Annotated in this window: 18 protein-coding genes; 16 read left to right on the top strand and 2 right to left on the bottom strand. The window is 70.7% G+C overall.

Going from position 1 to position 19,556, the window contains the following annotated elements:
• Positions 1-4: 4 nt before the first annotated feature.
• Positions 5-571: an elongation factor P gene (gene efp / locus GQF42_RS10040; RefSeq protein WP_158919294.1), complete on the top strand. Its 567-nt coding sequence runs from the start codon at positions 5-7 to the stop codon at positions 569-571.
• 2 nt (positions 572-573) lie between these two features.
• Positions 574-1,008 carry a transcription antitermination factor NusB gene (gene nusB / locus GQF42_RS10035; protein WP_158919293.1) on the top strand — a complete coding sequence of 145 codons (435 nt, stop codon included), beginning with the start codon at positions 574-576 and terminating at the stop codon, positions 1,006-1,008.
• Between the two features lie 200 nt (positions 1,009-1,208).
• On the opposite strand, the gene bldD is transcribed toward nusB, so the two are convergent.
• Entirely contained in the window at positions 1,209-1,712 is a 504-nt protein-coding gene (gene bldD, locus GQF42_RS10030; RefSeq protein ID WP_014671524.1) for a transcriptional regulator BldD, read from the bottom strand.
• A 253-nt stretch (positions 1,713-1,965) separates the two neighbouring features.
• Here bldD and pyrR point away from each other — a divergent pair, with 253 nt between their 5' ends.
• The 14 genes from pyrR (at position 1,966) to GQF42_RS09960 (ending at position 18,576) form a co-directional block, all read left to right on the top strand.
• Entirely contained in the window at positions 1,966-2,547 is a 582-nt protein-coding gene (gene pyrR, locus GQF42_RS10025) for a bifunctional pyr operon transcriptional regulator/uracil phosphoribosyltransferase PyrR (RefSeq protein WP_158919292.1), read from the top strand.
• Positions 2,548-2,639: 92 nt separating this feature from the next.
• Positions 2,640-3,620, top strand: a complete 981-nt coding sequence (locus GQF42_RS10020; protein WP_158919291.1) for an aspartate carbamoyltransferase catalytic subunit — start codon at positions 2,640-2,642, stop codon at positions 3,618-3,620.
• A gap of 5 nt (positions 3,621-3,625) precedes the next feature.
• Positions 3,626-4,912: a dihydroorotase gene (locus tag GQF42_RS10015; protein WP_158919290.1), complete on the top strand. Its 1,287-nt coding sequence runs from the start codon at positions 3,626-3,628 to the stop codon at positions 4,910-4,912.
• Positions 4,909-5,469 (top strand): PH-like domain-containing protein, encoded by a 561-nt coding sequence (locus tag GQF42_RS10010; protein WP_158919289.1) that lies wholly within the window; start codon positions 4,909-4,911, stop codon positions 5,467-5,469. The genes GQF42_RS10015 and GQF42_RS10010 overlap by 4 nt, the downstream gene beginning before the upstream one ends.
• Positions 5,466-6,608 (top strand): glutamine-hydrolyzing carbamoyl-phosphate synthase small subunit, encoded by a 1,143-nt coding sequence (gene carA, locus GQF42_RS10005; protein WP_158919288.1) that lies wholly within the window; start codon positions 5,466-5,468, stop codon positions 6,606-6,608. The genes GQF42_RS10010 and carA overlap by 4 nt, the downstream gene beginning before the upstream one ends.
• The gene (carB, locus tag GQF42_RS10000; RefSeq protein WP_158919287.1) at positions 6,601-9,909 is read left to right on the top strand and encodes a carbamoyl-phosphate synthase large subunit; all 3,309 of its coding nucleotides are present in this window, start codon (positions 6,601-6,603) and stop codon (positions 9,907-9,909) included. The genes carA and carB overlap by 8 nt, the downstream gene beginning before the upstream one ends.
• 65 nt (positions 9,910-9,974) lie before the next feature.
• The gene (locus tag GQF42_RS09995; RefSeq protein WP_158919286.1) at positions 9,975-11,081 is read left to right on the top strand and encodes a quinone-dependent dihydroorotate dehydrogenase; all 1,107 of its coding nucleotides are present in this window, start codon (positions 9,975-9,977) and stop codon (positions 11,079-11,081) included.
• Positions 11,078-11,932 carry an orotidine-5'-phosphate decarboxylase gene (pyrF, locus tag GQF42_RS09990; protein WP_267906136.1) on the top strand — a complete coding sequence of 285 codons (855 nt, stop codon included), beginning with the start codon at positions 11,078-11,080 and terminating at the stop codon, positions 11,930-11,932. The genes GQF42_RS09995 and pyrF overlap by 4 nt, the downstream gene beginning before the upstream one ends.
• Positions 11,933-12,252: 320 nt before the next feature.
• Positions 12,253-12,576: an integration host factor gene (locus GQF42_RS09985; protein WP_003977346.1), complete on the top strand. Its 324-nt coding sequence runs from the start codon at positions 12,253-12,255 to the stop codon at positions 12,574-12,576.
• Between the two features lie 60 nt (positions 12,577-12,636).
• On the top strand, positions 12,637-13,194 hold the full coding sequence (gmk, locus tag GQF42_RS09980) for a guanylate kinase (RefSeq protein WP_158919285.1): 558 nt from the start codon (positions 12,637-12,639) through the stop codon (positions 13,192-13,194).
• A 38-nt stretch (positions 13,195-13,232) separates the two neighbouring features.
• Positions 13,233-13,505 carry a DNA-directed RNA polymerase subunit omega gene (gene rpoZ, locus GQF42_RS09975; RefSeq protein WP_003982715.1) on the top strand — a complete coding sequence of 91 codons (273 nt, stop codon included), beginning with the start codon at positions 13,233-13,235 and terminating at the stop codon, positions 13,503-13,505.
• Positions 13,506-13,629: 124 nt separating this feature from the next.
• Entirely contained in the window at positions 13,630-14,832 is a 1,203-nt protein-coding gene (coaBC, locus tag GQF42_RS09970) for a bifunctional phosphopantothenoylcysteine decarboxylase/phosphopantothenate--cysteine ligase CoaBC (protein WP_158929980.1), read from the top strand.
• 251 nt (positions 14,833-15,083) lie between these two features.
• Positions 15,084-16,292: a methionine adenosyltransferase gene (metK, locus tag GQF42_RS09965; RefSeq protein ID WP_158919284.1), complete on the top strand. Its 1,209-nt coding sequence runs from the start codon at positions 15,084-15,086 to the stop codon at positions 16,290-16,292.
• A 118-nt stretch (positions 16,293-16,410) separates the two neighbouring features.
• Positions 16,411-18,576 (top strand): primosomal protein N', encoded by a 2,166-nt coding sequence (locus GQF42_RS09960; RefSeq protein WP_158919283.1) that lies wholly within the window; start codon positions 16,411-16,413, stop codon positions 18,574-18,576.
• 124 nt (positions 18,577-18,700) lie between these two features.
• On the opposite strand, the gene GQF42_RS09955 is transcribed toward GQF42_RS09960, so the two are convergent.
• Complete coding sequence (locus tag GQF42_RS09955; protein WP_158919282.1) at positions 18,701-19,243, bottom strand: hypothetical protein; 543 nt, start codon at positions 19,241-19,243, stop codon at positions 18,701-18,703.
• Positions 19,244-19,556 lie beyond the last annotated feature (313 nt).

Here is a 19,556-nt window from a genome sequence, read left to right as displayed (position 1 = left end):
AACCGTGGCTTCCACGAACGACCTCAAGAACGGCATGGTGCTCAAGCTCGAAGGCGGCCAGCTCTGGTCCGTCGTCGAGTTCCAGCACGTCAAGCCCGGCAAGGGCCCGGCCTTCGTGCGCACCAAGCTCAAGAACGTGCTGTCCGGCAAGGTGGTCGACAAGACCTTCAACGCCGGCGTCAAGGTCGAAACGGCCACCGTCGACAAGCGCGACATGCAGTTCTCGTACATGGACGGCGAGTACTTCGTCTTCATGGACATGGACACGTATGACCAGCTGATGATCGACCGCAAGGCCGTCGGCGACGCCGCGAACTTCCTGATCGAGGGCTTCACCGCCACCGTCGCGCAGCACGAGGGCGAGGTGCTCTTCGTCGAGCTGCCGGCCGCCGTCGAGCTGGTGATCCAGGAGACCGAGCCGGGTGTCCAGGGTGACCGCTCCACCGGTGGCACCAAGCCCGCCACCCTGGAGACCGGCCACCAGATCCAGGTCCCGCTCTTCATCACCACCGGTGAGAAGATCAAGGTCGACACCCGTACGAGCGACTACCTCGGCCGGGTGAACAGCTAACCGTGGCTGCCCGCAACACGGCCCGCAAGCGCGCCTTCCAGATCCTCTTCGAGGGCGACCAGCGCGGCGCCGACGTCCTGACGGTCCTTGCGGACTGGGTCCGGCTGTCCCGGTCCGACACCCGGCAGCCTCCGGTCAGCGAGTACACGATGCAGCTGGTCGAGGGCTATGCCGAGCACGCGAAGCGCATCGACGAGCTGATCGCCCAGTACGCGGTCGGCTGGACGCTCGACCGGATGCCGGTCGTGGACCGCAACATCCTGCGGCTGGGCGCGTACGAGCTGATCTGGGTCGACGCGACCCCGGACGCCGTCGTCCTGGACGAGATGGTGCAGCTGGCGAAGGAGTTCTCCACGGACGATTCGCCCGCGTTCGTCAACGGCCTGCTGGGCCGTCTGAAGGAGCTGAAGCCCTCGCTGCGCCGCGACGAGGCATAAGCCGGTACGACATGCCGGGAGGGCCCGCAGCGAGGCTGCTGTGGGCCCTCCAGCGTTTCTGTGTGCCGGCCACCGCGGCGTGGCGCCCGCGCCATGTGCCTGCACCACGTGCCCGCACCACGCCAAACGCCGCCGGGGCGGCCGGAACCATGCGGTTCCGGCCGCCCCGGCGGCACGTTTCTGCGCAGGTGCTGAGCGGCTCAGGCCTCTTCGTGCGTGGCCACCGCGCGCCGGGCGTCCGCGTCCAGGACGCCCCAGCTGATCAGCTGCTCGGTCAGGACCGAGGGGGACTGGTCGTAGATGACGGCCAGGGTGCGCAGGTCGTCCTGGCGGATGGAGAGCACCTTGCCGTTGTAGTCACCGCGCTGGGACTGGATCGTCGCCGCGTAGCGCTGCAGAGGGCCCGCCTTCTCGGCCGGCACGGTGGCCAGCCGCTCCAGGTCCAGGACCAGCTTCGGCGGCGGCTCGGCGGCGCCGCCCGGCGTGGTGCCCGGAAGCAGCTCCTGCACCGGAACGCCATAGAAATCAGCCAGCTCGGCGAGCCGCTGCACGGTCACCGCACGGTCGCCACGCTCGTAGGACCCGACCACCACGGCCTTCCAGCGCCCCTGGGACTTCTCCTCGACACCGTGGAGGGAAAGGCCCTGCTGGGTGCGGATGGCCCGGAGCTTGGCCCCGAGCTGTTTGGCGTATTCGCTGGACATATAGCTCCCCGGACACTGTGTCGACGCGGCCGGCGCTGTTGCCCGCCGCGCGGCTGGTAACTCACTGTGAGGTTACGCAGCGTGACTCTTCTGCGTCAAGCCGAATGGTCCACACCGACTCTTCCGTGGTAGCGGCAGCCGATTAGGCCAAGGGGGTGATCGGGGCCCGTTCCGCGACCTGCTACCGTGGATGGCGCAAATCCGACGTCCTTTAAGGTCCGTCCCGTGAGGCGGAGAAGGAGGTCCGTTTCGTATGGACATGCATGACTCGTCTGCGCTTCCGCAGACGTCCGATGCGCGGCCCGTTCTCGAGGGTCCCGACATCGCGCGGGTGCTGACCCGTATCGCCCACGAGATCGTGGAGCGCGCCAAGGGCGCCGACGACGTGGTGCTGCTCGGCATTCCGACCCGGGGCGTCTTCCTCGCCCAGCGGCTCGCCGTCAAGCTGGCGCAGATCACCGACCGCAAGATCCCGGTCGGCTCCCTCGACATCACCATGTACCGCGACGACCTGCGCATGCACCCGCCGCGTGCGCTGGCCCGCACCGAGATCCCCGGTGACGGCATCGACGGCAAGCTGGTCGTCCTCGTCGACGACGTGCTCTTCTCCGGCCGCACCATCCGCGCGGCCCTGGACGCCCTGAACGACATCGGGCGCCCGCGCGCGGTGCAACTCGCGGTCCTGGTCGACCGGGGCCACCGCGAACTGCCGATCCGTGCCGACTACGTCGGCAAGAACCTCCCCACGTCGCTGCGGGAGACGGTCAAGGTCCAACTCGCCGAGGAGGACGGTCGCGACACCGTGCTGCTCGGTGTGAAGCAGACCGACCAGTAGCAGATCAGGCGCGCAAGTCCGCTCAGGCGTACCCGCACGCGCTCCTGTTTGCCCCAAATCTCCCGAATGAACTGCCTTACGGAGCCTGACAGATGCAGCGTCATCTCATCTCGGCCGCCGACCTCACCCGCGACGACGCCGTCCTGATCCTCGACACCGCCGAGGAGATGGCCCGGGTCGCCGACCGGCCGATCAAGAAGTTGCCGACCCTGCGCGGCCGCACCGTCGTGAACCTCTTCTTCGAAGACTCCACGCGCACGCGTATCTCCTTCGAAGCCGCAGAGAAGCGCCTGTCCGCCGACGTCATCAACTTCACCGCCAAGGGTTCGAGCGTCTCCAAGGGCGAGTCCCTGAAGGACACCGCGCAGACCCTCGAGGCGATGGGCGTCGACGCCGTCGTCATCCGGCACGGCGCCTCCGGAGCCCCGTACCGCCTCGCCAACTCCGGCTGGATCGACGCGGCCGTCATCAACGCGGGCGACGGCACCCACCAGCACCCCACCCAGGCCCTGCTGGACGCGTTCACCATGCGCCGCCGGCTGGTCGGCCGTGACACCGGCCTCGGCAAGGACCTGTCCGGCAGGCGCATCACCATCGTCGGCGACGTCCTGCACAGCCGGGTCGCCCGCTCCAACGTCGACCTGCTGCACACCCTCGGCGCCGAGGTCACCCTGGTCGCCCCGCCCACCCTGGTGCCGGTCGGCGTCGAGACCTGGCCGTGCGAGGTGTCGTACGACCTCGACAGCACGCTGCCGAAGTCCGACGCGGTGATGATGCTGCGCGTCCAGCGCGAGCGTATGAACGCCGCCTTCTTCCCGACCGAGCGCGAGTACTCGCGCCGCTACGGCCTCGACGGCGAGCGCATGGCGAAGATGCCCGAGCACGCCATCGTGATGCACCCCGGCCCGATGGTGCGCGGCATGGAGATCACCGCCGAGGTCGCCGACTCCGACCGCTGCACCGTCGTCGAGCAGGTCGCCAACGGCGTCTCCATCCGCATGGCCGTGCTGTACCTGCTGCTCGGCGGCAACGAACCCGCCGTCCCCAACGCCCGCACCAACGAGGAGAAGTAAGACCCATGAGCAAGATCCTGATCCGTGGTGCGAAGGTGCTCGGCGGCGAGCCGCAGGACGTGCTGATCGACGGCGAGGTCATTGCCGAGGTGGGTACCGGTCTGAGCGCCGACGGCGCGCAGGTCGTGGAGGCCACCGGCAAGGTGCTGCTCCCCGGCCTGGTCGACCTGCACACGCACCTGCGCGAGCCGGGCCGCGAGGACTCCGAGACGGTTCTGACCGGCACCCGCGCGGCCGCGTCCGGCGGCTACACCGCCGTGTTCGCCATGGCCAACACCTTCCCCGTCGCCGACACCGCCGGTGTCGTCGAGCAGGTCTACCGGCTCGGCCAGGAGCACGGCTACTGCGACGTACAGCCCATCGGCGCCGTCACCGTCGGCCTGGAGGGCAAGAAGCTCGCTGAGCTGGGCGCCATGCACGAGTCGGCCGCCGGGGTCACCGTCTTCTCCGACGACGGCAAGTGCGTGGACGACGCCGTGATCATGCGCCGGGCGCTGGAGTACGTGAAGGCCTTCGGCGGTGTCGTCGCCCAGCACGCCCAGGAGCCGCGCCTGACCGAGGGCGCCCAGATGAACGAGGGCGTCGTCTCGGCCGAGCTGGGGCTCGGGGGCTGGCCGGCGGTGGCCGAGGAATCGATCATCGCCCGGGACGTCCTGCTCGCCGAGCACGTCGGCTCCCGCGTCCACATCTGCCACCTGTCGACCGCCGGCAGCGTCGAGATCGTCCGCTGGGCCAAGTCCCGCGGCATCGCCGTCACCGCCGAGGTCACCCCGCACCACCTGCTCCTCACCGACGAGCTGGTGCGCACGTACAACCCCGTCTACAAGGTCAACCCGCCGCTGCGCACCGAGCGGGACGTGCACGCCCTGCGCACGGCGCTCGCCGACGGCACGATCGACATCGTCGCCACCGACCACGCCCCGCACCCGCACGAGGACAAGGACTGCGAGTGGGCCGCGGCCGCCATGGGGATGGTGGGCCTGGAGACCGCGTTGTCAGTGGTCCAGGAGACCATGGTCGACACGGGCCTGCTGGACTGGGCCGGCGTCGCCGACCGTATGTCCGTCAAGCCCGCGCAGATCGGACAGGCCACCGGGCACGGCCGTCCCGTCTCGGCTGGTGAGCCCGCCAACCTCACCCTTGTCGACACGGAATACCGTGGCCAGGTGGACCCCGCGGGCTTCGCCTCGCGCAGCCGCAACACCCCCTACGAGGGGCGCCGGCTGCCGGGCCGTGTGACGCACACGTGGCTGCGGGGCAAGGCCACGCTCGTCGACGGGAAGCTCACGTGACTCCTCTCATCCTGCTCGCGGAGGCCAAGAAGTCGGCCGCCGTCACCGACTGGTCGGACCGCATCGGCTGGCTCGTCGGACTCGCGCTCTTCATCGCGCTCGTCTACTGGCTGATGCGTGAGGGCTGGAAGTGGCGCGGCACGCTCCAGAGCGACCTGCCGGAGCCGCCCAGCGCGCCGGACGGGACCGGCCCGGCGAAACTGAGCATGAGCGGTCGCTACCACGGCTCCACCACCGCCGGGCAGTGGCTGGACCGCATCGTGGCCCACGGCCTGGGCACCCGCAGCCGGGCCGAGCTCACCCTGACGGAGGCGGGCCTGGAGGTCGAGCGTTCCGGAGCGTCCGACTTCTTCATCCCCGTCGACGCACTGCGCGGCGCCCGGCTGGACAGGGCCATCGCCGGCAAGGTCCTCCCCGAGGGCGGCCTGCTGGTGGTGACCTGGGCGCTCGGCGACAAGCTGATCGACTCGGGCTTCCGCTCCGAGCGCGCGGCCGAGCACACCGAGTGGGCCGACACCCTGAACCACATGATCAACGACACGGAAGGCGCACGATGACGACCTCCACCAGGGGAGCTGCCAGGGTTCCCGCCGTACTCGTCCTGGAGGACGGCCGCATCTTCCGCGGCCGCGCCTACGGGGCCGTGGGGGAGACCTTCGGCGAGGCCGTGTTCTCCACCGGCATGACCGGCTACCAGGAGACCCTGACCGACCCGTCGTACGACCGCCAGATCGTCGTCGCGACGGCCCCCCAGATCGGCAACACCGGCTGGAACGACGAGGACGACGAGTCGAGCCGCATCTGGGTCTCCGGCTACGTCGTGCGCGACCCCGCGCGCGTGCCGTCCAACTGGCGGGCCAAGCGCTCCCTGGACGACGAGCTGGTCGCGCAGAACGTGGTCGGCATCTCCGGCATCGACACCCGCGCCCTCACCCGCCACCTGCGCGAGCGCGGCTCGATGCGCGCCGGCATCTTCTCCGGCGAGGCGATCGCGGCCGAGTCCGAGCTGCTCACGCGGGTGCAGGCCCAGCCGCACATGAAGGGCGCGAGCCTGTACGAGGAGGTCGCGACCAAGGATGCGTACGTCGTTCCGGCGATCGGCGAGAAGAAGTTCACCGTCGCCGCGATCGACCTCGGCATCAAGGGCATGACCCCGCACCGCATGGCCGAGCGCGGCATCGAGGTGCACGTGCTGCCCGCGACCGCCACCGCCGACGAGATCTACGCCGTCAACCCGGACGGCGTGTTCTTCTCCAACGGTCCCGGTGACCCGGCCACTGCCGAGGGGCCGGTCGCGCTGATGACCGCCGTCCTGGAGCGCAGGACGCCGCTGTTCGGCATCTGCTTCGGCAACCAGATCCTCGGCCGCGCCCTCGGCTTCGGCACCTACAAGCTCAAGTACGGCCACCGGGGCATCAACCAGCCGGTGCAGGACCGTACGACGGGCAAGGTCGAGGTCACCGCGCACAACCACGGCTTCGCCGTGGACGCGCCGCTCGACCGGGTCAGCGAGACGAAGTTCGGCCGCGCCGAGGTCTCGCACGTCTGCCTGAACGACGACGTGGTGGAGGGGCTGCAGCTGCTCGACCAGCCGGCCTTCTCCGTCCAGTACCACCCCGAAGCGGCAGCGGGCCCGCACGACGCCGCCTACCTGTTCGACCGCTTCGTTTCCCTGATGGAGGGCCAGCGTGCCTAAGCGCACCGATATCCAGTCCGTCCTGGTCATCGGCTCCGGCCCGATCGTCATCGGCCAGGCCGCCGAGTTCGACTACTCCGGCACCCAGGCGTGCCGCGTGCTCAAGGCCGAGGGCCTGCGCGTCGTCCTGGTCAACTCCAACCCGGCGACGATCATGACCGACCCGGAGATCGCCGACGCGACCTACGTCGAGCCGATCACCCCGGAGTTCGTCGAGAAGATCATCGCCAAGGAGCGCCCCGACGCCCTGCTGCCCACCCTGGGCGGCCAGACGGCCCTGAACACCGCGATCTCGCTGCACGAGAACGGTGTCCTGGAGAAGTACGGGGTCGAGCTGATCGGCGCCAAGCCCGAGGCCATCCACAAGGGCGAGGACCGCGACCTGTTCAAGGGCGTCGTGGAGGAGGTCCGGCTCAAGACCGGCCACGGCGAGTCCGCCCGCTCGGTCATCTGCCACTCCATGGACGACGTCCTCCAGGGCGTCGAGACCCTCGGCGGCTACCCGGTCGTCGTCCGCCCGTCCTTCACCATGGGCGGCGCCGGCTCCGGCTTCGCGCACGACGAGGAGGAGCTGCGCCGTATCGCCGGCCAGGGCCTCACGCTCTCCCCGACCACCGAGGTGCTCCTGGAGGAGTCCATCCTCGGCTGGAAGGAGTACGAGCTGGAGCTGATGCGCGACAAGCACGACAACGTCGTGGTCGTCTGCTCCATCGAGAACTTCGACCCGATGGGCGTGCACACCGGTGACTCGATCACCGTCGCGCCCGCAATGACGCTGACCGACCGCGAGTACCAGATCCTGCGCGACATCGGCATCGCCGTCATCCGCGAGGTCGGTGTCGACACCGGCGGCTGCAACATCCAGTTCGCGGTGAACCCCGAGGACGGTCGCGTGATCGTCATCGAGATGAACCCGCGCGTGTCGCGGTCCTCGGCGCTCGCCTCCAAGGCCACCGGCTTCCCGATCGCGAAGATCGCCGCCAAGCTGGCCGTCGGCTACACGCTGGACGAGATCCCCAACGACATCACGCAGGAGACCCCGGCCTCCTTCGAGCCGACCCTCGACTACGTGGTCGTCAAGGCCCCGCGGTTCGCGTTCGAGAAGTTCCCGCAGGCCGACTCCACGCTGACCACCACGATGAAGTCGGTCGGCGAGGCCATGGCCATCGGCCGCAACTTCCCCGAGGCCTTCCAGAAGGCTCTGCGCTCGCTGGAGAAGAAGGGCAGCCAGTTCACCTTCGTCGGCGCGCCCGGCGACAAGCAGGCCCTGCTCCGCGAGGCCGTGCGGCCCACCGACGGCCGGATCAACACGGTCATGCAGGCCATCCGCGCGGGCGCCACGCCCGAGGAGGTCTTCGAGTACACGAAGATCGACCCGTGGTTCGTGGACCAGCTCTTCCTGATCAAGGAGATCGCGGACGAGCTGGCCGAGGCGCCCGAGCTGACCGGGGAACTGCTCGCCGAGGCCAAGCGGCACGGCTTCTCCGACCAGCAGATCGCCGAGATCCGCGGCCTGCGCGAGGAAGTCGTCCGCGAGGTCCGGCACGCCCTCGGCATCCGCCCGGTCTACAAGACGGTCGACACCTGTGCCGCCGAGTTCGCCGCGAAGACGCCGTACTTCTACTCGTCCTACGACGAGGAGACCGAGGTCGCGTCCCGTAAGAAGCCCGCCGTGATCATCCTCGGCTCCGGCCCGAACCGCATCGGCCAGGGCATCGAGTTCGACTACTCCTGTGTCCACGCCTCCTTCGCGCTGAGCGACGCGGGCTACGAGACGGTGATGGTCAACTGCAACCCGGAGACCGTCTCCACCGACTACGACACCTCCGACCGCCTGTACTTCGAGCCGCTGACGCTGGAGGACGTCCTCGAGATCGTCCACGCCGAGCAGCAGGCCGGCCCGGTGGCGGGCGTGATCGTGCAGCTGGGCGGCCAGACCCCGCTGGGCCTGTCCCAGGCGCTGAAGGACAACGGCGTGCCGGTCGTCGGCACGTCGCCGGAGGCGATCCACGCCGCCGAGGACCGCGGGGCCTTCGGCCGGGTCCTCGCCGAGGCCGGTCTCCCCGCCCCCAAGCACGGCACCGCCACCACCTTCGACGAGGCGAAGGCGATCGCCGACGAGATCGGCTACCCGGTCCTGGTCCGCCCGTCGTACGTCCTGGGCGGACGCGGCATGGAGATCGTCTACGACGAGACCCGCCTCGCCTCCTACATCGCCGAGTCGACCGAGATCAGCCCCTCCCGCCCGGTCCTGGTCGACCGCTTCCTGGACGACGCGATCGAGATCGACGTCGACGCCCTCTACGACGGCCAGGAGCTGTACCTCGGCGGCGTCATGGAGCACATCGAGGAGGCCGGCATCCACTCCGGCGACTCGGCGTGCGCCCTGCCCCCGATCACCCTCGGCGGCTTCGACATCAAGCGCCTGCGCGCCTCGACGGAGGCCATCGCCAAGGGCGTCGGCGTGCGCGGCCTGATCAACATCCAGTTCGCGATGGCGGGTGACATCCTCTACGTCTTGGAGGCCAACCCGCGCGCCTCGCGCACCGTGCCCTTCACTTCGAAGGCGACCGCGGTGCCGCTCGCCAAGGCCGCGGCGCGGATCTCGCTGGGCGCGACCGTCGCCGAGCTGCGGGCCGAGGGCCTGCTCCCGGCGCACGGCGACGGCGGCGAGCTGCCGCTGGACGCGCCGATCTCCGTCAAGGAGGCGGTCATGCCGTGGTCGCGCTTCCGGGACATCCAGGGCCGTGGCGTCGACACGGTCCTCGGCCCGGAGATGCGCTCCACCGGCGAGGTCATGGGCATCGACTCCGTCTTCGGCACGGCGTACGCCAAGTCCCAGGCCGGGGCCTACGGCCCGCTGCCCACCAAGGGCCGGGCGTTCATCTCGGTCGCCAACCGGGACAAGCGCTCGATGATCTTCCCGGCGCGTGAACTGGTCGCGCACGGCTTCGAGCTGCTCGCCACCTCCGGCACCGCCGAGGTCCTCAAGCGCAACGGCATCAACGCCACCGTCGTGCGCAAGCAGTCCGAGGGCACGGGCCCGAACGGCGAGAAGACGATCGTCCAGCTGATCCACGACGGCGAGGTCGACCTCATCGTCAACACCCCGTACGGCACGGGCGGCCGGCTCGACGGCTACGACATCCGTACGGCCGCGGTGGCCCGCTCGGTGCCGTGCCTGACGACGGTCCAGGCCCTCGCGGCGGCCGTCCAGGGCATCGACGCGCTCAACCACGGTGACGTGGGCGTGCGTTCGCTCCAGGAACACGCGGAACACCTGACCGCGGCCCGCGACTAGCAGCCCTGAGGGGGACACCGGAAACGGTGTCCCCCTCTGCACGAGGACCCCTGAGGACTTTCTGGATGTACAAGCTCTTCTTCCGTCTGGTTTTCAAACGGATGGATGCCGAGAAGGCCCATCACATGGCCTTCCGCTGGATCCGCCTGGCCGTGCGCATCCCCGTGCTGCGCACCTTCGTCGCGGCCGCCCTAGCGCCTCGCCACGAGGAACTGCGCACCGAGGCCCTCGGGCTGCGCATGCACGGCCCCTTCGGGCTCGCGGCGGGCTTCGACAAGAACGCCGTCGCCATCGACGGCATGTCGATGCTGGGCTTCGACCACATCGAGATCGGCACGGTGACGGGGGAGCCCCAGCCCGGCAACCCCAAGAAGCGGCTGTTCCGCCTGGTCGCGGACCGCGCGCTGATCAACCGCATGGGCTTCAACAACGACGGCTCGCTGGCCGTGGCGGCCCGCCTCGCCACCCGCCGGCCGGTGTTCAGCACCGTCGTGGGCGTCAACATCGGCAAGACCAAGGTCGTCCCGGAGGCGGAGGCCGTCGGCGACTACGTGAAGTCCGCCGAGCGGCTCACGCCCTACGCCGACTACCTGGTGGTCAACGTCTCCTCGCCGAACACGCCCGGTCTGCGCAATCTGCAGGCCACCGAGGCGCTGCGCCCGCTGCTGACCGCCGTGCGCGAGGCCGCCGACCGCACGGTGGCGAACCGGCGCGTCCCGCTGCTGGTGAAGATCGCCCCGGACCTCGCCGACGAGGACATCGACGCCGTCGCCGACCTGGCCGTGGAGCTGGGCCTGGACGGCATCATCGCCACGAACACCACCATCGCGCGCGAGGGCCTCGGCCTGCGCTCGGCACCCTCGATCGTGCAGGAGACCGGCGGCCTGTCCGGCGCCCCGCTCAAGGAGCGCTCCCTGGAGGTCCTGCGCCGCCTGTACGCGCGCGTGGGCGACCGGATCACCCTGGTGGGCGTCGGCGGCATCGAGACCGCCGAGGACGCCTGGCAGCGCATCCTGGCGGGCGCCACACTGGTCCAGGGCTACAGCGCCTTCATCTACGAGGGACCCTTCTGGTCCCGTGCCATCCACAAGGGCCTCGCCGCGCGCCTGCGCACCAGCCCCTACGCCACCCTCGCCGACGCGGTCGGCGCCGACGTGAGGAACCCCCGGTGACCAGCACGACCTCGTACGAGCCCTTCGGCGCCCGGCTGCGCCGCGCCATGGACGAGCGCGGCCCGCTGTGCGTCGGCATCGACCCGCACGCCTCCCTGCTCGCGGAGTGGGGCCTCGACGACGACGTGGCCGGCCTGGAGCGGTTCAGCCGCACGGTCGTCGAGGCCGTCGCCGACCGGGTCGCCGTGATGAAGCCGCAGAGCGCCTTCTTCGAGCGGTTCGGCTCGCGCGGCGTGGCCGTCCTGGAGACGGTCGTCCGCGAGGCGCGCGCGGCCGGCACGCTGGTCGTGATGGACGCCAAGCGCGGCGACATCGGCTCGACCATGGCCGGGTACGCGGAGGCCTACCTGCACAAGGACGCCCCGCTGTTCTGCGACGCGCTGACCGTATCGCCGTACCTGGGCTACGGCTCGCTCTCCCCGGCCGTCGCGCTCGCCCGACAGAGCGGTGCCGGTCTGTTCGTGCTGGCGCTGACCTCGAACCCGGAGGGCCCCGAGGTGCAGCACGCCGTCCGCGCGGACGGCCGCAGCGTGGGCGCGACGATGCTGGCCCACCTGGCCGCCGAGAACGCGGGGGAGGAGCCGCTGGGCTCCTTCGGCGCGGTCGTCGGGGCCACGGTCGGCGATCTGTCGTCGTACGACCTCGCCATCAACGGCCCGCTCCTCGCCCCCGGCGTCGGCGCGCAGGGCGCGACGGCGACCGACCTTCCGAAGGTGTTCGGGTCGGCGCTGCGCAACGTCGTGCCGAACGTCAGCCGGAGTGTTTTGCGTCACGGTCCCGACGTCGGGGCGCTGCGCACGACCGCGGAGCGCTTCGCCGAGGAGATTCAGGCCGTCGTCGCGGCTCCCTGAGCCCTTCTCGAGGGTTCCGGAGTCCTCCGATGAGTGCCCCGACGGGCACAAGCCCGGCGACTTGAGTGTGAATACATCCTCAAATCGGGGGCATTATGTCTGAAATGTCCGGCCTGACGGAGGCTGACCAGGACTTTTCCGCTGTTCTCGCTGACTCTGGCGGACTTGCCCGCTAGTCTCCGAGCAGTGGGGGCACCTCCCACGCCCTTCAGGCAGTGGGGGAGAACGGGCAGCGTGTTGCTCGTGGCTCCCCAGGTGTGGGGCGACTAGGTTCCTCACCGGTCCGTATCCGACAGTTCGACATCCGAGGTGACGTAGGCGTGGCTCTTCCGCCCCTTACCCCTGAACAGCGCGCAGCCGCGCTCGAAAAGGCCGCCGCGGCTCGCCGGGAGCGGGCCGAGGTCAAGAATCGACTCAAGCACTCCGGCGCCTCCCTGCACGAGGTCATCAAGCAGGGCCAGGAGAACGACGTCATCGGCAAGATGAAGGTCTCCGCGCTGCTCGAGTCGCTGCCGGGCGTGGGCAAGGTCCGCGCCAAGCAGATCATGGAGCGTCTGGGTATCTCCGAGAGCCGCCGCGTGCGGGGTCTCGGTTCCAACCAGATCGCCTCCCTGGAGCGTGAGTTCGGCAGCACCGGCTCCTGAGCCCGTCCGTCGACGGGCCGGGAGTCCCGGACACTCCGGGATTGCTGGAATAATCGCTGCATGAGTGAACGTCCGCGGCTGACCGTGCTCTCCGGCCCCTCGGGGGTCGGCAAGAGCACGGTCGTCGCCCATATGCGCAAGGAACACCCCGAGGTCTGGCTCTCGGTCTCGGCCACCACCCGCAAGCCGCGCCCCGGTGAGCAGCACGGAGTCCACTACTTCTTCGTCACCGACGAGGAGATGGACAAGCTGATCGCCAACGGCGAACTGCTGGAGTGGGCCGAGTTCGCCGGAAACCGCTACGGCACGCCTCGTGCGGCCGTGCTGGAGCGGCTGGAGAACGGTGAGCCCGTTCTGCTGGAGATCGATCTCCAGGGCGCCAGGCAGGTCCGGGAGTCGATGTCCGACGCCCGGCTGGTGTTCCTGGCTCCCCCCTCCTGGGAGGAGCTGGTGCGCAGGCTGACCGGCCGGGGCACCGAGCCGCCCGAGGTCATCGAGCGCCGTCTTGAGGCGGCCAGGACCGAGTTGGCGGCCGAGCCGGAGTTCGACATGACCTTGGTCAACACCTCCGTCGAGGACGTGGCGCGCGAGCTGCTAGCCTTGATGGACATTGTGTGATCGTGACTGATCTTTTCCCCTCTTTCGGAAGGTAGAGCGTGTCCTCTTCCATTACCGCGCCCGAGGGCATCATCAACCCGCCGATCGACGAGTTGCTTGAGGCCACCGACTCGAAGTACAGCCTCGTGATCTACGCCGCCAAGCGGGCCCGCCAGATCAACGCGTACTACTCCCAGCTCGGCGAGGGCCTCCTCGAGTACGTCGGTCCTCTCGTCGACACGCACGTCCACGAGAAGCCGCTCTCGATCGCCCTGCGCGAGATCAACGCGGGTCTGCTGACGTCCGAGGCCGTCGAGGGCCCCGCCCAGTAGTCCTCTGCAGTAGTACTTTCAGACTGCGATCGACTTATCCACAGGCCCGGCAACACGTTGCCGGGCCTGTGGTGTGTGATGGACTCGTACGGTGCTGAGCCGGGGAGAGATGCGGGGAGAGATGGTGGACAAGCCGAGGGTCGTCCTGGGGGTCAGCGGCGGCATCGCCGCCTACAAGTCCTGTGAGCTGCTGCGCAGGCTGACGGAGTCGGGTCATGACGTCCGTGTCGTCCCGACCGCGTCCGCGCTGCACTTCGTCGGCGCCGCCACCTGGTCCGCCCTGTCGGGCAACCCGGTCTCGACGGAGGTCTGGGACGACGTCCACGAGGTTCCGCACGTCCGCATCGGCCAGCACGCCGACCTCGTGGTCGTCGCACCCGCCACGGCCGACACGCTCGCCAAGGCCGCCCACGGCCTCGCCGACGACCTGCTGACCAACACCCTCCTGACCGCCCGCTGTCCGGTCGTCTTCGCGCCCGCCATGCACACCGAGATGTGGGAGCACCCGGCCACGCAGGAGAACGTGGCCACCCTGCGCCGGCGCGGCGCCGTCGTCATCGAGCCCGCCGTCGGCCGGCTCACCGGCGCCGACTCCGGCAAGGGCCGGCTGCCCGACCCGGCCGAGATCTTCGAGGTCTGCCGCCGCGTGCTGGCCCGGGGCGGTACCGAACCCGACCTCGAGGGCCGGCATGTCGTCGTCTCCGCCGGCGGCACCCGCGAGCCCCTGGATCCGGTCCGCTTCCTCGGCAACCGCTCCTCCGGCAAGCAGGGCTACGCCCTCGCCCGTACCGCCGCCGCCCGTGGTGCCCGCGTCACGCTGATCGCGGCCAACACGGGCCTGCCCGACCCGGCGGGCGTGGACGTCGTCCCGGTCGGCACGGCCGTCCAGCTGCGCGAGGCCGTCCTGAAGGCGGCCGCGGACGCCGACGCGGTCGTCATGGCCGCCGCCGTCGCCGACTTCCGCCCGGCGAGCTACGCCGCCGGGAAGATCAAGAAGAAGGACGGCAAGGACCCCGACCCGATCGTCCTGGTGCGAAATCCGGACATCCTCGCGGAGATTTCGGCCGACCGCGCCCGCCCGGGCCAGGTGATCGTCGGCTTCGCCGCCGAGACCGACGACGTGCTCGCCAACGGCCGCACCAAGCTCGCCCGTAAGGGCTGTGACCTGCTGGTGGTCAACGAGGTGGGAGAACGCAAGACGTTCGGATCCGAGGAGAACGAAGCCGTTGTGCTCGGCGCCGACGGAAGCGAGACCCTCGTGCCGTACGGACCGAAAGAAGCCCTGGGTGACACCGTCTGGGACCTGGTCGCACAGCGTCTGGGCTGAGCGGCGCGCGTCTCGTGTGCACCCGCTGGGGGCGCGCACGAGAAGCGATCAATTCGCGTGTGGCGACCCTGGCCAAGGCGGCCCGGCATTGTGCAGAATGCCCGTGCCGCAGGTCACAGCGCTCCCGAGAGGCGAGACGGTGACCCACAGCGCGAGCGCGACCGATAAACTGTTCAGGGTCGGCACCGGGCGCAGCCCTCGTGCCGACTGCAAATGATCAGCCAGCAGCCGCTGCAACCACAGGGAGCGTTGTGTCCCGTCGCCTGTTCACCTCGGAGTCCGTGACCGAGGGTCACCCCGACAAGATCGCTGACCAGATCAGCGACACCATTCTCGACGCGCTTCTGCGGGAGGACCCGACCTCCCGGGTCGCCGTCGAGACGCTGATCACCACCGGCCTCGTGCATGTGGCCGGCGAGGTCACGACCAAGGCCTACGCGGACATCGCAACCCTTGTCCGTGGCAAGATCCTCGAGATCGGCTACGACTCCTCCAAGAAGGGCTTCGACGGCGCCTCCTGCGGCGTGTCGGTCTCCATCGGTGCGCAGTCCCCGGACATCGCGCAGGGCGTGGACACGGCCTACGAGTCCCGGGTCGAGGGCGACGAGGACGAGCTGGACAAGCAGGGCGCGGGCGACCAGGGCCTGATGTTCGGCTACGCCTCCGACGAGACGCCGACCCTCATGCCGCTGCCGATCTTCCTGGCGCACCGCCTGTCCAAGCGCCTGTCCGAGGTCCGCAAGAACGGCACCATCCCCTACCTGCGCCCCGACGGCAAGACGCAGGTCACCATCGAGTACGACGGCGACAAGGCCGTCCGCCTCGACACGGTCGTCGTCTCCTCGCAGCACGCCTCCGACATCGACCTGGAGTCGCTGCTCGCTCCCGACATCCGCGAGTTCGTCGTGGAGCCGGAGCTGAAGGCCCTGCTGGACGAGGGCATCAAGCTGGACACCGAGGGCTACCGCCTGCTGGTCAACCCGACCGGCCGTTTCGAGATCGGCGGCCCGATGGGCGACGCCGGCCTGACCGGCCGCAAGATCATCATCGACACCTACGGCGGCATGGCCCGGCACGGTGGCGGAGCCTTCTCCGGCAAGGACCCGTCCAAGGTGGACCGCTCCGCCGCGTACGCGATGCGCTGGGTGGCGAAGAACGTCGTGGCGGCCGGCCTGGCCTCCCGCTGCGAGGTCCAGGTGGCGTACGCCATCGGCAAGGCCGAGCCCGTCGGCCTCTTCGTGGAGACCTTCGGCACCAACAAGGTCGAGACCGAGAAGATCGAGAAGGCCATCGACGCCGTCTTCGACCTGCGCCCGGCCGCGATCATCCGTGACCTCGACCTGCTCCGCCCGATCTACGCCCAGACCGCGGCCTACGGCCACTTCGGCCGTGAGCTGCCCGACTTCACCTGGGAGCGCACCGACCGCGTGGACGCCCTCCGCAAGGCCGCGGGCCTCTGAGCCGGCACCTCCTTCTCGCCGAGGCCCGGCTTCCCTCGGGGGAGCCGGGCCTCGGCGTGTGCACAGCGGCCCACGGCGGCCGGGGCCGTTGTCAGTGCGGTTTGGTAAGAATGCAAGCGTGAGCAGCGAGAACGGGGTGTTCCGAGCGGAAGGGGACGGCGGCGCCGAGGGTGCGCCGCCGGAGCAGCTCGCGTTCATTCGGGAGAGCGTGCGGGAGGCGAAGACGCCGCGTGCCAAGCCGCGCACCTGGCGGGGGGCCGCGCTCGCCAAGGAGCTGCCCGTCGCGCGGGTGCTGGTCGACAAGGGGGTACTGCACCTCGACCGGTACTTCGACTACGCCGTGCCCGAGGAACTGGACGCGCAGGCGCAGCCCGGAGTGCGGGTGCGGGTGCGGTTCGGAGCCGGACGGCACCGGGTGCGCGAGGGGCGGCGCGAGGGCGGCGGGCTCATCGACGGGTTCCTCGTCGAGCGCCGGGCCGAGTCCGACTACTCCGGGCCCCTTGCCGCGCTCGCCCAGGTCGTGTCGCCCGAGCCGGTGCTGAGCGAGGAACTGCTGGGCCTCGCCCGGGCCGTCGCCGACCGCTACGCGGGGAGCCTCGCCGATGTGCTCCAGCTGGCCGTGCCGCCACGCAGTGCACGTGCCGAGCAGCGGCCGTCGCCCGTGCCGCTGCCACCGCCGGACGCCCCGGACGCCGGCTCCTGGGCGCGGTACGAACACGGGGGTGCCTTTCTCGAGGCGCTGGCCTCGGGCGGAGCACCCAGGGCCGTCTGGAACGCGCTGCCGGGCCCGTCGTGGAGCGAGGAACTGGCCCGGGCCGTCGCCGCCACGCTCGCCTCGGGCCGCGGCGCCCTCGTCGTCGTACCGGACGGGCGGGCCGCCGCGCGGGTCGACGCCGCGCTCACCGCGCTGCTCGGCGCGGGCCGGCATGCGTTGCTCACCGCCGACGCGGGGCCCGAGAAGCGGTACGCGCAGTGGCTCGCGGTGCGGCGCGGATCCGTACGGGCCGTTGTCGGGACGCGGGCGGCCATGTTCGCGCCCGTGCGGGATCTCGGGCTCGTCGCCGTCTGGGACGACGGCGACGACAACCTCAGCGAGCAGCATGCCCCGCAGCCGCACGCGCGCGACGTGCTGCTGCTGCGCGCCGCGCTGGACAAGTGCGCCTTCCTGCTCGGTGGATTCGGCTGCACGGTGGAGGCCGCCCAGCTGGTCGAGAGCGGCTGGGCCCGGCCGCTGGTCGCCGGCCGCGAGGAGGTACGGCGGGCCGCGCCCCTGGTCCGGACGGTCGGGGACGAAGACCTCGCGCGTGACGAGGCCGCCCGCGCCGCCCGGCTGCCGACCCTCGCCTGGCAGGCGGCCCGGGAGGGGCTGCGGCACGGGCCGGTGCTAGTGCAGGTGCCCCGGCGTGGCTACGCACCCCGTATGGCCTGCGCCCAGTGCCGGGCGCCCGCCCGCTGCCGGCACTGTTCAGGGCCGCTCCAGGGACAGGACGCGAGGGTGCTGCGGTGCGACTGGTGCGGACGCGACGAGGGCGCGTGGCACTGCCCGGAGTGCGGTGGCTTCCGGCTGCGCGCCCAGGTCGTGGGGGCGCGGCGGACGGCCGAGGAACTGGGCCGCGCCTTTCCCGCCGTACCGGTGCGGACCTCGGGGCGCGAACACGTCCTGGACACCGTCCCGGGCACGCCCGCGCTGGTGGTGAGCACCCCGGGCGCCGAACCCGTCGCCGAGGGCGGTTACGCGGCGGCCCTGCTGCTGGACGGCTGGGCCATGCTCGTACGCCCCGACCTGCGGGCCGGTGAGGATGCGCTGCGCCGGTGGATCGCGGCGGGTGCGCTGGTCCGGCCGCAGAGCGAGGGCGGCACCGTGGTCGTGGTGGCCGAGCCGACGCTGCGGCCGGTGCAGGCGCTGGTGCGCTGGGACCCCGTCGGGCATGCGGTCAGGGAACTGGCCGAGCGGGCCGAGCTGGGCTTCCCGCCGGTGTCCCGGATGGCGGCCGTCAGCGGGCCGCCCGAGGCCGTGGCCGAGTTCCTGACCTCGGTCGAACTGCCGCCGGACGCCGAGGTGTTGGGGCCGGTGCCCGTGCCGCCGACACCGCCCGGCAGGCCACGTAGACCCGGGGGGCCGCCCGCCGGTGAGCACTGGGACCGGGCGCTGGTCCGGGTACCGCCAGGGAGCGGGGCGGCGCTGGCCTTCGCGCTCAAGACCGCGCAGGCCGCTCGGATGGCGCGGGGGAGCGGGAGCGGGGAGGCGGTTCGGGTGCGCGTCGATCCGCCGGACATCGGATGACGGATCGAATGACGGACCGGCCGGCAGTTCCGCTGAGGGGAGGAGCAGGGGGATGCCGTGGGGGAGAGAGCCGTCGAGACAGGATTGCCCTCCCGGAAAGGGGCCGGGAGGGCAGAGCGGGGCGTCAGCCGTTGCGCGGACCGGGGAAGGCCGTCGGGCGGGCCTCGTCGCGCAGTGCGGGGCTGCCCGCGGTCGGCTGGGTGGGCATGGAGCGGGCCGCGGGGACCGTGGGCACCGACGGCAGGCCCGAGTTGGCGTTGAGTGTGCGTGTGCCGGACGGCTCGGGCGCCCGCTCGGCCTCGGCGGCGGCCTGGGCCGTCGCGCGGCGGGCGCCGTAACGGCGGTGCACCGCCTGCTTGGTGACTCCGAGCGCCGAGCCCACGGCGTCCCACGAGAAGCCGAGTGAGCGGTCGAAGTCCACGGCGGCCGTGACCAGGGTTTCCACGCTGTCGCGGAGTTCCTGGGCGAGCCGGACCGTCGGGGCGGGGGCACGTCCGTAGACGACGAAGCCTGTGGACGGGCCGGAGCGGCGAGGGCGGTAGACGTTGCCCAGTTGGGCGGTGAGCGTGCGCAGTGCGTCCACCTGCCGGCGGACCCGCTCGATGTCCCGCACCAGCAAGTGCAGGCTGGCCCGGGCCTGGGCGTCGTGGGTTGCGTGGTCGGCCATGAACAAGCCTCTCGAACCGGCGTTGAAAGGAATTGGGCCGCGAAAGCGGCCCGATGTGGTCAACTCTTTCTTGACCAACGCGTGTGCGCTCGGCTGGTCACGGGGTGGGGGCGTACGGGCATATGCGTACGCCGGGCAGGCGTGCGCGCGCCTGTCTGTGGTGCCGGAATTGTTCTCCTCCCTTCTGCGCGCCGGCCCGTTTCCCGTCGGCTGACAGGCTGGACAACCTGTGCGGATCGCTCGCCGTCGGCGTCCGCACGTCGGTGGTCATAGACTGGTGCGCTGCCCGTCCAACCCCCGCCCGAGAGGCCCG

Origin of the sequence: Streptomyces broussonetiae (assembly GCF_009796285.1) — a bacterium.
Lineage (GTDB): Bacteria > Actinomycetota > Actinomycetes > Streptomycetales > Streptomycetaceae > Streptomyces > Streptomyces broussonetiae.
The sequence above is the reverse complement of the archived record's forward strand: the minus strand, read 5'-3'. Positions and strand labels throughout refer to the sequence as shown.